The organism is Paraburkholderia graminis C4D1M (assembly GCF_000172415.1).
Lineage (GTDB): Bacteria > Pseudomonadota > Gammaproteobacteria > Burkholderiales > Burkholderiaceae > Paraburkholderia > Paraburkholderia graminis.
Window position 1 is genome coordinate 55,446 of the sequence record NZ_ABLD01000023.1, and the last position, 14,401, is coordinate 69,846.

Below are 14,401 nucleotides of genomic sequence, written 5' to 3' on the forward strand. Positions count from 1 at the left end.
CAAATTCCAGCCCTTGTGGAAGCCGAGACGTTCATGCGATTTATCTTTAGTGCGTTGCTGGTCCTGACGCTCGCCGCCTGCGCGAGCCAGGGACCAACGACGGTCAGCCCCACCACCGCAACAAATCCCGCCAGTCAGCAAGCCGTAGCAGACGCACTTCGCAAGACAGCCACCGCCAAGGAAACCATCAACGTCGACAAAGGCTCCGTCACGCAGTTGACGAGCGCGGACGCCGACTTGTGGGGCCGTATTCGCCGTGGTTTCCAGATGCCCGACCTGCAGACCGACCTGGTCGACATGCAGGTCAACTGGTATGCGCAGCGTCCCGATTACGTGCAGCGCATGACCGAGCGCTCGCAGAAGTACCTGTACCACATCGTCGAGGAACTCGAGGCGCGCCATATGCCGACCGAGCTCGCGTTGCTGCCGTTCATCGAGTCGGCGTACAGCCCGCAGGCGTTGTCGGTGGCGAAGGCGGCCGGCATGTGGCAGTTCATGCCGGGCACCGGCCGCACCTACAACCTCAAGCAGAACATGTGGCAGGACGAGCGCCGCGACGTGCTGGCGTCGACCAGCGCCGCGCTCGACTATCTGTCGCGTCTGCATGACATGTTCGGCGACTGGCAGCTCGCGCTCGCGGCGTACAACTGGGGCGAGGGTAACGTGCAGCGCGCCATCGCGCGTAACGAAGCGGCGGGCTTGCCGACCGACTACCTGAGCCTGCGCATGCCGAACGAGACGCGCAACTACGTGCCGAAGCTGCAGGCCGTCAAGAACATCGTGATGAACCCGCAGATGTACGGGCTCGCGCTGCCGTCCATTCCGAATCACCCGTATTTCGTGACCGTCACCACGTCGCACGATATCGACGTGGACATGGCGGCCAAACTGGCCAATCTGCCGCTCGACGAATTCCGCTCGCTGAACCCGTCGTTCAGGAAGCCGGTCATTCTCGGCGCGACGCAGCCGCAAATCCTGCTGCCGTTCGACAATGCGAGCGCGTTCGAGCGCAATCTGAAAACGTATTCGGGTTCGCTGTCGTCGTGGACCACGTACACGGTCACCGAGCGTTCGGCGCCGGCGGCGATCGCGCAAAAGATCGGTGTCGACGCCGACACGCTGATGGAAGTGAACAAGATTCCGGTCGGCATGCGTCTTAAGCCGGGCTCCACGATTGTCGTGCCGCGCGGTTCGGACGACGACGAGGACATCAGCGCGGACGTCGCGGAAAGCGCCGTGCTCGCGATGGAGCCGGACGTCCCCGACACGCGCAAGATGCTGATCCGCGTGCGCCGCAATCAGTCGATGGCGGCTATCGCGCTGCGCTACGGCGTGTCCGTCGGCCAGTTGAAGGCGTGGAACCGCACGCATCGCGACAGCGTCTCACGCGGCCAGGTCGTCGTGCTGCACGTGCCGGTCGGCCGGGCGGTCCCGAGCGAACCGGGGCCGGAGCGCATCGCGACCGATGTCGAAGGTGGCGGCGTCCAGAAGATCGGCACGCGCGTCGGCGGCTCGAAGCGCGAAGCGCGCAGCGAGAGGACGAAAGGGCGCGGACATTCGGCGGCGGTGGTGAAGGTGTCCGAGCCGGTGGCGAAGGGCGGCAAGTCGAAAGCGTCCGCGGCGCCTGCCGGCAAGGTGACGAAGGTATCGGCTTCCACTTCCAGCAAGAGCAGCAAGAGCACGAAGAAGAGCAACTGATGCAGATTAATGCTGGTTGATGCGCCGATCGGGCTTCCGATCGACGCAGAGCCTGCCGCGCTCCGACATGAAATGAGTTTTCGACGCCGTCACCCTGTGGTGACGGCGTTTTTCATTGTGCGCCGTCCGGCAACTGGTGCTTGCCTACGAGCCGGGGCGTGCTACTGCCGTCGGGCGCCAGGCGCGACGATGCGCGAATCTTTCCTCCGCGATTTCGATCCCGCCGCCGGGCGTCTTGACGCTATCCCGAAACGGCCGCCGCGCATAAGCCCGGCAACCGCGCAAGCCGCTCGCAGCAAGGCTTTGACCCGCCGGGCGAGCACCGCCACGCCCCCGCCCAGCCATCTCGGATTTGGAGAGAACGGCGGTTTCCGGCTATAATTCCAAGGTTTGAGCTTATCAACCCGCACCCTAGCGCCTACCTCTCCCATACCGTTCATCCGCCGCGCGCCACAGGCGTAGCAAGAAGGGCCCGCACCTCGCCGATCCGTCCACACAATGGACCCATCGTGCGCCCCTTGCGACGTCAACGGCAGTACGCGAGCGAGTCTGCGCGCGCATCCCGTGATGCTGTTCGCTGCGGCTCGCAAACCGGATAGGCAGGTCGGCAACAGGGTGTTCCCCCAAGGAGTCTCCCGTGTTGCCGTCATTTTCTCCCGCTCTGCTCGCGCTCGCCGACGGCACGGTCTTTCGTGGTTATTCGATCGGCGCCCCCGGGCATACCATCGGCGAAGTCGTGTTCAACACGGCTATCACCGGCTATCAGGAAATCCTGACTGACCCGAGCTACGCGCGCCAGATCGTCACCCTCACGTATCCGCACATCGGCAATGTCGGCGTCAACGCCGAAGACGTCGAGGCGACGAAAGTCCATGCCGCTGGGCTGATCATTCGCGATCTGCCGGTCCTCGCGTCGAACTTCCGCATGGAGCGCACGCTCAGCCAGTATCTGCAGGACGAAGGCGTGGTCGCCATCGCCGGCCTCGACACCCGCAAGCTGACCCGCGTTCTGCGCGACAAGGGCGCGCAGAACGGCGCGATTCTCGCCGGTTCGGACGACGAAGCAAAGGCTATCGAACTCGCACGCTCGTTCCCGGGCCTCTCGGGCATGGACCTCGCGAAGGTCGTGTCGACGAAGGAAACCTATGAGTGGACGCAAACCGAATGGCGTCTCGGCAACGGCTACGGCAAGCAGAACGCGCCGAAGTACCGCGTCGTCGCGTTCGATTACGGCGTCAAGTACAACATCCTTCGCATGCTGGCGGAGCGCGGTTGCCACGTCACCGTGCTGCCGGCGCAAGCTACCGCGGCTGATGCGCTCGCGCTCAATCCGGACGGCATCTTCCTGTCGAACGGCCCCGGCGACCCGGAGCCGTGCGACTACGCGATCAAGGCAACCAAAGAGTTGATCGAGCGCGGCATTCCGACCTTCGGCATCTGCCTCGGCCATCAGATCATGGGCCTCGCGCTCGGCGCGAAAACCGTGAAGATGAAGACCGGTCACCACGGCGCGAATCATCCGGTGAAAGACCTGGAAGACGGCCGCGTGGTCATCACGTCGCAGAACCACGGTTTTGCTGTCGATGCGAACACGCTGCCCGCCAACGCCCGCGTTACGCATGTGTCGCTCTTCGACGGCACGCTGCAAGGCTTCGCGCTCTCCGACAAGCCGGCTTTCTGCTTCCAGGGTCACCCGGAAGCATCGCCGGGTCCGCACGACATCGCGTATCTGTTCGACCGCTTTACCGGATTGATGGACGCGAAGAAGGCCGGCAAGACCGCGGCGGCGTAAGAACGCACGCCGCGGCAAGCCCCGCAGCAAGCAGCCAGAAGCAAAGCGCGCGCAACGCCCACGCGGCGCGCGCCGACGGAAAGAATTCAGGAATACATTAGCGAGAGCGTTATGCCCAAGCGGACAGACATCAAGAGCATTCTCATTATCGGCGCGGGTCCGATCATCATCGGCCAGGCGTGCGAGTTCGATTACTCGGGCGCGCAGGCATGCAAGGCGCTGCGTGAGGAAGGCTACAAGGTCATCCTCGTCAACAGCAATCCCGCGACGATCATGACCGACCCGAACACGGCCGACGTGACCTACATCGAGCCGATTACGTGGGAAGTGGTTGAGCGCATCATCGCGAAGGAGCGCCCGGACGCAATCTTGCCGACCATGGGCGGCCAGACCGCGCTGAACTGCGCGCTCGATCTCCACGCGCATGGCGTGCTCACGAAGTACAACGTCGAGCTGATCGGCGCGTCGCCGGAAGCCATCGACAAGGCGGAAGACCGCCAGAAATTCAAAGACGCGATGACGAAGATCGGCCTCGGTTCGGCCAAGTCGGGCACCGCGCATTCGATGGAAGAAGCGCTGTCGGTGCAAGCAGACATCGCGGCACAAACCGGCAGCGGCGGCTATCCGGTCGTGATCCGTCCGTCGTTCACGCTGGGCGGCTCGGGCGGCGGCATTGCGTACAACCGCGAAGAGTTCGAAGAGATCTGCAAGCGCGGCCTCGATCTGTCGCCCACGCGCGAGCTGCTGATCGAAGAATCGCTGCTCGGCTGGAAAGAGTACGAGATGGAAGTGGTCCGCGACAAGAAGGACAACTGCATCATCGTCTGCTCGATCGAAAATCTGGACCCGATGGGCATCCACACCGGCGACTCGATCACCGTCGCGCCGGCGCAAACGCTCACCGATAAGGAATATCAGGTGCTGCGTAACGCGTCGCTCGCTGTGTTGCGCGAAATCGGCGTGGACACGGGCGGCTCGAACGTGCAGTTCTCGATCAATCCGAAAGACGGCCGGATGATCGTAATCGAAATGAACCCGCGCGTGTCGCGTTCGTCGGCATTGGCGTCGAAGGCCACCGGCTTCCCGATCGCCAAGGTCGCGGCCAAGCTGGCAGTCGGCTACACGCTCGACGAGCTCAAGAACGAAATCACCGGCGGCCAGACGCCGGCATCGTTCGAACCGACTATCGACTACGTCGTCACCAAGATTCCGCGCTTTGCGTTCGAGAAATTCCGCGAAGCCGATTCGCGCCTGACCACGCAGATGAAGTCGGTCGGCGAAGTCATGGCGATTGGCCGCACCTTCCAGGAGTCGTTCCAGAAGGCGCTGCGCGGTCTTGAAGTCGGCGTCGACGGTCTGGACGAAAAGACCACGAACCGCGACGAGATCATCCGCGAAATCGGCGAAGCCGGCCCGGACCGTATCTGGTACGTGGGCGACGCGTTCCGTATCGGCATGACGGCGCATGAAATTTTCGAAGAGACGTCTATCGACCCGTGGTTCCTCGCGCAGATCGAACAGGTCGTGCTGAAGGAAAAGGCGCTGGCCGGCCGCACGCTCGCGAGCCTTTCGAAGGAAGAGCTCAAGTATCTGAAGCAGAGCGGCTTCTCCGACCGGCGTCTCGCGAAGCTCGTCGGCGCGAAGCCCGCTGAAGTGCGCGCGCGCCGCATCGAGTTGAATGTGCGTCCGGTGTACAAGCGCGTCGACACGTGCGCGGCGGAGTTCGCGACGAAAACCGCGTACATGTACTCGACCTACGAGGAAGAGTGCGAAGCGAACCCGACGAACAACAAGAAGATCATGGTGCTGGGCGGCGGCCCGAACCGGATCGGCCAGGGCATCGAGTTCGACTACTGCTGCGTGCACGCCGCGCTCGCCATGCGCGAAGACGGCTACGAAACGATCATGGTCAACTGCAACCCTGAAACCGTTTCGACCGACTACGACACGTCCGACCGTCTGTACTTCGAATCGCTCACGCTTGAAGACGTGCTCGAAATCGTCGACAAGGAAAAGCCGGTCGGCGTGATCGTGCAATACGGCGGCCAGACGCCGCTGAAGCTCGCGCTCGACCTTGAAGCGAACGGAGTGCCGATCATCGGCACGTCGCCGGACATGATCGACGCCGCCGAAGACCGCGAGCGTTTCCAGAAGCTGCTGCAAGACCTCGGCCTGCGTCAGCCGCCGAACCGCACCGCGCGCGCCGAAGACGAAGCGCTGAAGCTCGCCGACGAAATCGGCTATCCGCTCGTCGTGCGTCCGTCGTACGTGCTGGGCGGCCGCGCGATGGAAATCGTCCACGAGCCGCGCGACCTCGAGCGCTACATGCGCGAGGCCGTGAAGGTATCGAACGATTCGCCGGTGCTGCTCGACCGCTTCCTGAACGACGCCATCGAATGCGACGTGGACTGCATTTCGGACGGCGAGGCGGTGTTCATCGGCGGCGTGATGGAGCACATCGAACAGGCGGGCGTGCACTCGGGCGACTCGGCTTGCTCGCTGCCGCCGTACTCGCTGTCGAAGGAAACCGTGGCTGAGCTCAAGCGCCAGACCGGCGCGATGGCGAAGGCGCTGAACGTGATCGGTCTGATGAACGTGCAGTTCGCGATTCAGCAAGTGCCGCAGGCGGACGGCTCGAAAGAAGACGTCATCTACGTGCTGGAAGTGAACCCGCGCGCCTCGCGCACAGTGCCGTACGTGTCGAAGGCAACCAGCCTGCCGCTCGCCAAGATCGCGGCGCGAGCAATGGTCGGCCAGAAGCTCGCGCAGCAAGGCGTGACGAAGGAAATCGAGCCGCCGTATTTCAGCGTGAAGGAAGCGGTGTTCCCGTTCGTCAAGTTCCCGGCAGTCGATCCGGTGCTCGGACCCGAAATGCGTTCGACCGGCGAAGTGATGGGCGTGGGCCGCACGTTCGGCGAAGCGCTCTTCAAGTCGCAGCTCGCGGCGGGCTCGCGTCTGCCGGAGTCGGGCACGGTGCTGCTGACGGTGATGGACGCCGACAAGCCGAAGGCCGTCGAAGTCGCGCGCATGCTGCACGAACTCGGTTATCCGATCGTCGCCACCAAGGGCACGGCAGCCGCGATCGAAGCGGCCGGCGTGCCGGTGAAGGTCGTCAACAAGGTGAAGGACGGCCGTCCGCACATCGTCGACATGATCAAGAACGGCGAGATCGCGCTGGTCTTCACGACCGTCGACGAAACGCGCGCGGCGATTGCCGATTCGCGTTCGATCCGCATGAGCGCGCAGGCCAACAAGGTCACGTACTACACGACGATGTCGGGCGCGCGCGCGGCGGTCGAAGGCTTGCGCTACCTGAAGGACCTGGAAGTCTATGATTTACAAGGTTTGCACGCTCGCCTAAACTAAGGCTTCGAATACCTGTCCAGGATGTAAGTGCCGCGGTTAAGCGGCGTTTCGCAGGTGCTGTGGTCCGGGTTTTCCCCCGGCCGCCGGCTCCCGCGAAATGCACTTAACCGCGGTGATTTTTTTTACGGCCGTTTTTTGTTCCAAAGCGCTCCCATCTGCCGCTTTAGCGCCAGATCCCAAAAAGGGCCGGGAGGGTTTGGAGCGGCCCGGCGTTTTTTCGAGAGTTGTTTATGAGCACTATTCCATTGACCAAGCGCGGCGCAGACATGCTGCGCGACGAATGCAGCGGCTGAAATCGGTCGAGCGTCCCGCCGTGATCAACTCGATCGCGGAAGCGCGCGCGCAGGGCGATCTGTCCGAAAACGCGGAATACGATGCCGCGAAAGAGAAGCAGGGCTTCATCGAAGGCCGCATCGCCGAGATCGAATCGAAGCTGGCGGGCGCGCAGGTGATCGACCCGTCGCAAGTTGAGGCCGACGGCCGCGTGGTGTTCGGCGCCACCGTCGAACTGGAAGACCTGGACTCGGGCGCATCGGTCAAATATCAGATCGTCGGCGACGACGAAGCGGACATCGACCACGGCCTCATCTCCATCAGCTCGCCGATTGCGCGCGCGCTGATCGGCAAGTCCGAAGGCGATGTCGCGTCCGTGCAGGCGCCAGGCGGCGTGCGCGAGTACGAAATCATCGCGGTCAGCTACGTTTGAAGGCGACTCAGGTGTCACTGATGCCGCATCGAGTCTTTCGTCTGCTGACGGTCGTGTGGGTCGGCAGTCTGCTCACTATCGGCTATGCAGTCGCGCCGGTGCTGTTCACGTCGCTCGACCGGTCGACGGCGGGCGCAGTGGCGGCGCAACTGTTTCGCATTGAAGGTGTGCTTGGCGCGGTCTGCGGCATTTTGCTGCTCGGTCTCGCCAACGTGGTGATCCGGCGCGGCGGCAACGCGTACCGGCGCTTACGCTGGCTGGTGGCCGGCATGCTGGTCTGTGTGCTGGTCGGTTATTTCGCGTTGCAGCCGTTCATGAACGCGATGCGCGTGGCCGCGCTGGAAGCGGGCACGGACATCGCGCATTCCGCCTATGCGGCACGCTTCGGCATGCTGCACGGCGTTTCGAGCGTGTTCTACCTGATCGAAAGCCTGCTGGGCATTGTGCTCGTGTGGAAATTGCCCGTGGGCACGGGAGCCGGCGCCGCGCAGCAGGGCGCTCGCGACGATGTGTCCGGAAAAGTAGCGGGCTAGGAAGGCTGGCGGTTGCGGCAGGCGCCGCACGCAGCGCAGGCAAGGTGCAGCTCGCGCCGCACCGTTAATCCGCCTGCTTGTTTCAATCGATTATTTCGACTGCTTATTTCGACTGATGCGCGCGCTTCGCGCTGGTTTGCCGCTTCTTCGCGCGCTTGATGTTGCCGCCTTGCGTGACGCGCTCGTTGCCGCGTACCAGCACGGCTTTCGCCTTCGGCTTGCGCATGGGCACTTCGCTCGGCTTCACGACCTTGACGACGCGCGGCGCGCGGCCCTTGCCGGGGTTGGCTTCGACGGCGGCTTCGCGGGCGCTCGGCAGTGCGCCGCGTTTGCCTTTTATCGCGGGTTGCGCGGCGGCTTCGGGCTTCCAGATGACCAGCAGCTTGCCGATATGCTGGATCGGCGCGGCGTTCAGCTTGTCGCAGATCTGTTCGTAAATCGCGATGCGCTCTTCGCGTTCGTCGCCGAACACGCGGATCTTGATCAGCTGATGAGCGGCGAGGTGGACCTTGATCTCGGCGAGCACGGCGTCGGTCAAACCTTCGGCGCCGACGAGCACGACCGGTTTGAGCGCATGTGCCTGGGAGCGCAACTCGGCGCGTTGGTCGGAAGAGACTTTGAGGGCGGGCATGTGAAGTGGGAGACTCGACTAAAATGGCGGCACCTGCGCTCCCCAGTCCGTCTTTCGGCGAATTGGAGCGGAACACGATTGGGACACTGCGGCAGGCGGCGCGTCAGGACAACAGAATCGCGGATAACTGCCAGTTTTCTGGCGGGAGCCGCGCGAATTAACCGCGTATTATCCGCTAAAGCGTGACATGACGCAGCAAGAGTTCAACGTTTAATGGCAAAAAACAAGTTTAATACGGCGTGGCTGCACGACCACATCAACGATCCCTACGTGAAAATGGCGCAGCGGGAAGGCTATCGCGCCCGCGCCGCCTACAAGCTGAAGGAAATCGATGAGCAGGACAAGCTGATCCGGCCGGGGCAGGTCATCGTCGATCTCGGTTCGACGCCGGGCAGTTGGAGCCAGTACGCGCGCAACAAACTGGCAAAAGGGTCGCAGCGCGACGCGGAACGTCAGGGCGGGATCGACGGCACGATCATCGCGCTCGATCTTCTGCCGATGGAACCCGTCGCCGACGTCCACTTCATTCAGGGCGACTTCCGCGAGGAAGCCGTGCTCGGCCAACTGGAAGAATTAGTCGGAGAGCGGCAAGTCGATCTTGTAATTTCGGATATGGCGCCCAACCTGTCGGGAGTGGCATTGGCGGATGCGGCGCGAATCGAGCATTTGTGCGATCTCGCGCTGGAATTTTCGCAAAATCACCTGAAACCGGATGGAGCCCTTTTAGTCAAATGCTTTCACGGCAGCGGTTACAGCCAGATTGTCGAAAAGTTCAAGCGCCAGTTCAAGGTGGTGGCTGCCCGCAAGCCCAAGGCTTCGCGGGACAAGTCGTCGGAAACGTTTATTTTGGGTAAGCATCTGAAAAGGCCCGCGTAGGGCGCCGCGTAGTCCCCGCCATGCTATTTCTGTGGTAGCGAAACCTTATGGCAGGGGTCTGCGGACTGGATTAGAATGCTTTCGTGGTGCCGCAAGGCAAATGTAGGCGCCCGTCTAAGTGAAGGAGTGGTGCTTTGAACAACAATATGTTTTCGAAGGCAGCAGTGTGGCTGGTTATCGCACTGGTGCTATTTACGGTGTTCAAGCAGTTCGACAAGCCCCGTGTCCAGGAAGGCGTTTCCTATTCGCAGTTCATGGACGACGCGAAGAACGGCAAAGTCAAGAACGTCATTGTCCAGGGGCGGAACCTCACGGTCACTCCAGCAGACGGCCAGAAGTACCAGATCGTGTCGCCGGGCGACATCTGGATGGTCGGCGATCTGATGAAGTACGGCGTTCAGGTAAGCGGCAAGGCTGACGACGAACCCAATGCGCTGGTTTCCGCGCTGTATTACCTCGGGCCGACGATCCTCATTATCGGTTTCTGGTTCTACATGATGCGACAGATGCAGGGAGGCGGGAAAGGCGGTGCCTTCTCGTTCGGCAAGTCGCGCGCGCGTCTGATCGACGAAAACAACAACGCAATCAATTTCACCGACGTCGCCGGTTGCGACGAAGCGAAGGAAGAAGTCTCCGAACTGGTCGATTTCCTGCGCGACCCGCAGAAGTTTCAGAAGCTCGGTGGCCGTATTCCGCGTGGCGTGCTGCTCGTCGGCCCACCGGGAACGGGTAAGACGCTGCTTGCTCGCGCCATCGCGGGCGAAGCGAAAGTGCCGTTCTTCAGCATCTCGGGTTCGGACTTCGTCGAAATGTTCGTCGGCGTCGGCGCGGCTCGTGTGCGCGACATGTTTGAGCAGGCGAAGAAGCACGCACCGTGCATCGTGTTCATCGACGAAATCGACGCGGTCGGCCGTCATCGCGGCGCCGGCATGGGCGGCGGTAACGACGAGCGCGAGCAGACGCTGAATCAGATGCTCGTTGAAATGGACGGCTTCGAGGCGAACTCGGGCGTGATCGTGATTGCCGCAACGAACCGTTCGGACGTGCTCGACAAGGCGCTGCTGCGTCCGGGCCGTTTCGACCGCCAGGTGTACGTCGGTCTGCCGGATATTCGCGGCCGCGAACACATCATGAAGGTTCACCTGCGCAAGGTGCCGATCTCGAACGACGTCGACGCCGCGGTCATCGCGCGCGGCACGCCGGGCTTTTCGGGCGCCGATCTGGCGAACCTCGTGAACGAAGCGGCATTGTTCGCGGCACGCCGCGGCAAGCGCATCGTCGAAATGACGGATTTCGAAGACGCGAAGGACAAGATCTTCATGGGTCCGGAGCGCAAGTCGGCCGTAATCCGCGAAGAGTCGAAGCGCGCTACGGCGTATCACGAGTCGGGCCACGCAGTCATCGCGAAGCTGCTGCCGAAGGCCGACCCGGTGCACAAGGTCACGATCATTCCGCGTGGCCGGGCATTGGGCGTCACGTGGCAGTTGCCGGAACACGACAACGAAACGTACTCGAAAGACTATCTGCTTGACCGTCTTGCGATTCTGTTCGGCGGCCGCGTTGCGGAAGAGTTGTTCCTGAACCTGATCAGCACGGGCGCGTCGGACGACTTCAACAAGGCCACGCAAACCGCGCGCGCCATGGTCGCTCGCTTCGGCATGACCGACGCGTTGGGACCGATGGTCTACGTGGACGACGAAAACGATGCGACGCCGTTCGGTCGCGGCTTCACGCGGACCATTTCGGAAGCCACGCAGCAGAAGGTCGACGCGGAAATCCGCCGCGTGCTGGACGAGCAGTACAACCTCGCGAAGCGCCTGCTGGACGAAAACCGCGACAAGGTCGAGGCAATGACCGCCGCGCTGATGGAGTGGGAAACGATCGACGCCGATCAGATCAACGACATCATGGCAGGACGTCCGCCGCGCTCGCCGAAGAGCTCGCCGCCGTCGGCAAGCGACGCGTCGTCGGGCGGCAGTCCCGGTACCGAAGTCAAGCCGGGTAGCGCGACCGCGCCGGCCTGATCGGCTGGCAGTAGAAAGTGCGGGCCGGTGTGTTTCACACCGGCCCGTTTTGCATTTATCCGCCTATTCGCCTTCACGCTACGTGTCTACCGCCGCTTTCTCTCCTTCCACCATCCCCGAGCCGTTGCAGTGCGGGCGGTTCAAGCTGAGCTTCGAACGCCCGTTGGTCATGGGCATCCTGAACGTCACGCCCGATTCTTTCTCCGACGGCGGCCAGTACGCGATGCGCGCCGATGCGTTGCGCCAGGCGGAGCGCATGATGCTCGAAGGCGCGGACATCATCGACATTGGCGGCGAATCTACGCGCCCCGGCGCGCCGCCCGTGCCGCTCGACGAAGAACTCGAGCGCGTGATCCCGCTTATCGAGCAACTGCGTGGCGCCAACGTGCCGCTCTCGGTCGACACCTACAAGCCCGAAGTGATGCGGCATGCACTGAGCGCGGGCGCCGATCTGATCAACGACATCTGGGGCTTTCGCATGCCCGGTGCCGTGGATGCGGTGCGCGACAGCGACTGCGGCCTGTGCGTGATGCACATGCTGGGCGAGCCGCAGACGATGCAGCTCGGCGAGCCGGCTTACGGCGATGTCGTCGGCGAAGTCAGGCAGTTTCTGGAGGAACGCGTGGCGGTGCTTACGCAGGCGGGCATCGCGCGTGGCCGGATCAGCGTGGACCCCGGTTTTGGTTTCGGCAAGGCCGTGGTCGAGCACAATTACGCGCTGCTCGCGCGGCTCGCGGACACCGCGCCGCGGGCAGAGCCGCCGTATCCGATCCTCGCGGGCATGTCGCGCAAATCGATGATCGGCGCCGTCACCGGTCGCGCGGCGCCGGAGCGCGTCGCGGGCAGCATCGCCGCGGCGGTGTTGGCTGCGGAACGCGGCGCGGCAATCCTGCGCGTGCACGACGTCGCGCAAACAGTAGACGCATTGAAAGTCTGGGCAGCACTGCGCGACGCGGCGAATGGCGCCGGCCCGCGCGGATGAGCCCAAAGCAAGGAGGAATATAAAAGATGGCACGTCGTTATTTCGGCACGGACGGTATTCGGGGCAAGGTCGGCGAAGGGCCTATTACGCCGGAATTTGTATTGCGGCTCGGCTATGCAGCGGGCAAGGTGCTCGTCGGCGCGGACCGCTGGGCGCGCACGGGCACGCGGCCCACGGTGCTGATCGGTAAGGACACGCGGGTGTCGGGCTACATGCTCGAGGCCGCGCTCGAGGCGGGTTTCTCGGCGGCCGGTGTCGATGTGATGCTGGCGGGCCCGATGCCGACGCCGGGCATCGCGTATCTGACGCGCGCGCTGCGGCTCGCGGCCGGCGTCGTGATCAGCGCGTCGCACAATCCGTATTACGACAACGGCATCAAGTTCTTTTCCGCCGACGGCAACAAGCTGCCGGACGACGTCGAATCGCAGATCGAAGAGCACCTCGAGTTGCCGCTCGCCTGCGCGGCGTCGGAACAGCTCGGCAAGGCGCGGCGTCTCGACGACGCAGCGGGCCGCTACATCGAGTTCTGCAAGAGCACGTTTCCGGCCGCGTTCGATCTGCGCGGGCTGAAGCTGGTGGTCGATTGCGCGCACGGCGCCGCGTATGACGTCGCGCCGCACGTCTTTCACGAGCTGGGCGCCGAGGTCATTCCGATCGGCGTCGCGCCGAACGGCTTCAATATCAACGACGGCGTCGGCGCGACCGCGCCCGATGCGCTGGTGCGCGCGGTGCGGGCGAATCACGCGGACCTCGGCATCGCGCTGGACGGCGACGCCGACCGTCTGCAGGTCGTCGACGCGGCAGGACGTCTCTATAACGGCGACGAACTGCTGTACGTGCTGGTGAAGGACCGCATCGCGACCGACGGCAAAGTGGAAGGCGCGGTCGGAACCTTGATGACCAATATGGCCGTCGAGGTCGCGTTGCAGGCGGCGGGCGTCAAGTTCGTGCGCGCGGCAGTCGGCGACCGCTACGTGCTCGAGCAGTTGCGCGAGCACGGCTGGCAGCTCGGCGCGGAGGGGTCCGGCCACATTCTGTCGCTCGACCGCCATTCGACGGGCGACGGCATCGTCTCCGCGCTTCTCGTGCTCGCCGCGATGAAGCGCAGCGAAAGAACGCTTTCCGAACTGCTCGACGGCGTCACGCTGTTCCCGCAGAAGCTGATCAATGTGCGCATGAAGCCGGACGCTGACTGGAAGGGCAGCGACGCTATCCGGCGCGCGATTGCGAGCGCGGAAGACGCGCTCAATGGCCGCGGGCGCGTGCTGATTCGCGCGTCGGGCACGGAGCCGGTGCTGCGCGTGATGGTCGAGGCGGAACACGTCGACGATGCGCTGCGGCACGCGGAAGCAATCGCGGCCGCGGTGAAGCAGGCGACGGCGTAAGCGGTCACTCACCTGCGAGCGTGGCGGCTGTGTGTCGCCCTGCTTATCTGTAGGACCGTGGGCGTTTTCCGCCGCAGTTGCCTGACGGAACGCGCCCGCCAAACCGCATATCTGCCCTGGCTTAGGCGCGTCTACGGATCTTTCTACTCATTCGCGGTCGCCGCGCTCGGCCGGCACGCGTGCATTCGCCCACTGGCGTACCCGGAAGCCCGCAGCCGCCACACCCGCCTCTCTGCCCCGGCGCAAGAGCGCCTTCCAGCCGGACCGTCCCGTCCTGGTCGCAACCGCAAACGTTCGCGCCCCATCTTTTTCGCCTAATCTCTACAAGGCACGGCCAAACCGCCGCCCGACCACCGATCTACTCGCGCAAACGCCTTTCACATTAGTAACCCCACTGTCACACGCGTT

Annotated in this window: 9 protein-coding genes and 1 pseudogene; 9 read left to right on the forward strand and 1 reads right to left on the reverse strand. The window is 63.5% G+C overall.

The annotated features are described in order from the left end of the window. Nucleotides 1-33: 33 nt before the first annotated feature. The 5 genes and pseudogenes from BGRAMDRAFT_RS26565 to BGRAMDRAFT_RS26585 all read left to right on the forward strand — a co-directional run bounded on the left by BGRAMDRAFT_RS26565 (nt 34) and on the right by BGRAMDRAFT_RS26585 (nt 8,095). The gene (locus tag BGRAMDRAFT_RS26565) at nt 34-1,698 is read left to right on the forward strand and encodes a transglycosylase SLT domain-containing protein (RefSeq protein ID WP_006051976.1); all 1,665 of its coding nucleotides are present in this window, start codon (nt 34-36) and stop codon (nt 1,696-1,698) included. A 637-nt stretch (nt 1,699-2,335) separates the two neighbouring features. Beyond that, nucleotides 2,336-3,490: a glutamine-hydrolyzing carbamoyl-phosphate synthase small subunit gene (gene carA / locus BGRAMDRAFT_RS26570; RefSeq protein ID WP_006051977.1), complete on the forward strand. Its 1,155-nt coding sequence runs from the start codon at nt 2,336-2,338 to the stop codon at nt 3,488-3,490. 111 nt (nt 3,491-3,601) lie between these two features. Next, nucleotides 3,602-6,856 carry a carbamoyl-phosphate synthase large subunit gene (carB, locus tag BGRAMDRAFT_RS26575; RefSeq protein WP_006051978.1) on the forward strand — a complete coding sequence of 1,085 codons (3,255 nt, stop codon included), beginning with the start codon at nt 3,602-3,604 and terminating at the stop codon, nt 6,854-6,856. A gap of 230 nt (nt 6,857-7,086) precedes the next feature. Next, nucleotides 7,087-7,562: pseudogene (gene greA, locus BGRAMDRAFT_RS26580) on the forward strand (transcription elongation factor GreA). Nucleotides 7,563-7,582: 20 nt separating this feature from the next. Further along, a complete protein-coding gene (locus tag BGRAMDRAFT_RS26585; RefSeq protein ID WP_006051980.1) occupies nt 7,583-8,095 on the forward strand; it encodes a DUF4149 domain-containing protein in 513 nt (170 codons plus the stop codon). A 103-nt stretch (nt 8,096-8,198) separates the two neighbouring features. Here BGRAMDRAFT_RS26585 and BGRAMDRAFT_RS26590 read toward each other — a convergent pair whose 3' ends face one another. Further along, on the reverse strand, nt 8,199-8,726 hold the full coding sequence (locus BGRAMDRAFT_RS26590; protein WP_006051981.1) for a YhbY family RNA-binding protein: 528 nt from the start codon (nt 8,724-8,726) through the stop codon (nt 8,199-8,201). Nucleotides 8,727-8,939: 213 nt separating this feature from the next. Here BGRAMDRAFT_RS26590 and BGRAMDRAFT_RS26595 point away from each other — a divergent pair, with 213 nt between their 5' ends. The 4 genes from BGRAMDRAFT_RS26595 (at nt 8,940) to glmM (ending at nt 13,993) form a co-directional block, all read left to right on the forward strand. After that, nucleotides 8,940-9,602 (forward strand): RlmE family RNA methyltransferase, encoded by a 663-nt coding sequence (locus BGRAMDRAFT_RS26595; RefSeq protein WP_006051982.1) that lies wholly within the window; start codon nt 8,940-8,942, stop codon nt 9,600-9,602. A 134-nt stretch (nt 9,603-9,736) separates the two neighbouring features. Further along, the gene (ftsH, locus tag BGRAMDRAFT_RS26600; protein ID WP_006051983.1) at nt 9,737-11,626 is read left to right on the forward strand and encodes an ATP-dependent zinc metalloprotease FtsH; all 1,890 of its coding nucleotides are present in this window, start codon (nt 9,737-9,739) and stop codon (nt 11,624-11,626) included. 82 nt (nt 11,627-11,708) lie between these two features. Then, the gene (gene folP / locus BGRAMDRAFT_RS26605; protein WP_083803855.1) at nt 11,709-12,608 is read left to right on the forward strand and encodes a dihydropteroate synthase; all 900 of its coding nucleotides are present in this window, start codon (nt 11,709-11,711) and stop codon (nt 12,606-12,608) included. A gap of 26 nt (nt 12,609-12,634) precedes the next feature. Beyond that, entirely contained in the window at nt 12,635-13,993 is a 1,359-nt protein-coding gene (gene glmM / locus BGRAMDRAFT_RS26610; protein ID WP_006051985.1) for a phosphoglucosamine mutase, read from the forward strand. The last annotated feature ends 408 nt before the right edge of the window (nt 13,994-14,401 follow it).